Consider the following 244-nt stretch of genomic DNA (forward strand, 5'->3'; position numbering starts at 1 on the left):
TGGCACATGCCAGTCGTGGTCAACCTGGCCATCGTCGCCATGATGACTTGTTAAAATCAAAGTGCCTTTCCATTATTGCTGAACATTTGCTGGGCTTTGGACCCACCTTGGCGCATGAGAAGCTCAGCAGCATGTTTGACCTGAATATCCCGGTAGAAACGCTTCGGCGCTGGATGACGGCCAATGACCTGTGGATTCCGCGATCCAAGCGCCTGAAGCGTCCATATCAGCCACGTTATAACCG

Annotated in this window: 1 pseudogene; it reads left to right on the forward strand. The window is 52.5% G+C overall.

The window, feature by feature from the left end:
• Positions 1–244, forward strand: a pseudogene (locus EXE29_RS17420) (ISNCY family transposase); the annotation flags it as partial.

The organism is Acinetobacter sp. WCHAc060006 (assembly GCF_004209135.1).
Taxonomy (GTDB): domain Bacteria; phylum Pseudomonadota; class Gammaproteobacteria; order Pseudomonadales; family Moraxellaceae; genus Acinetobacter; species Acinetobacter cumulans.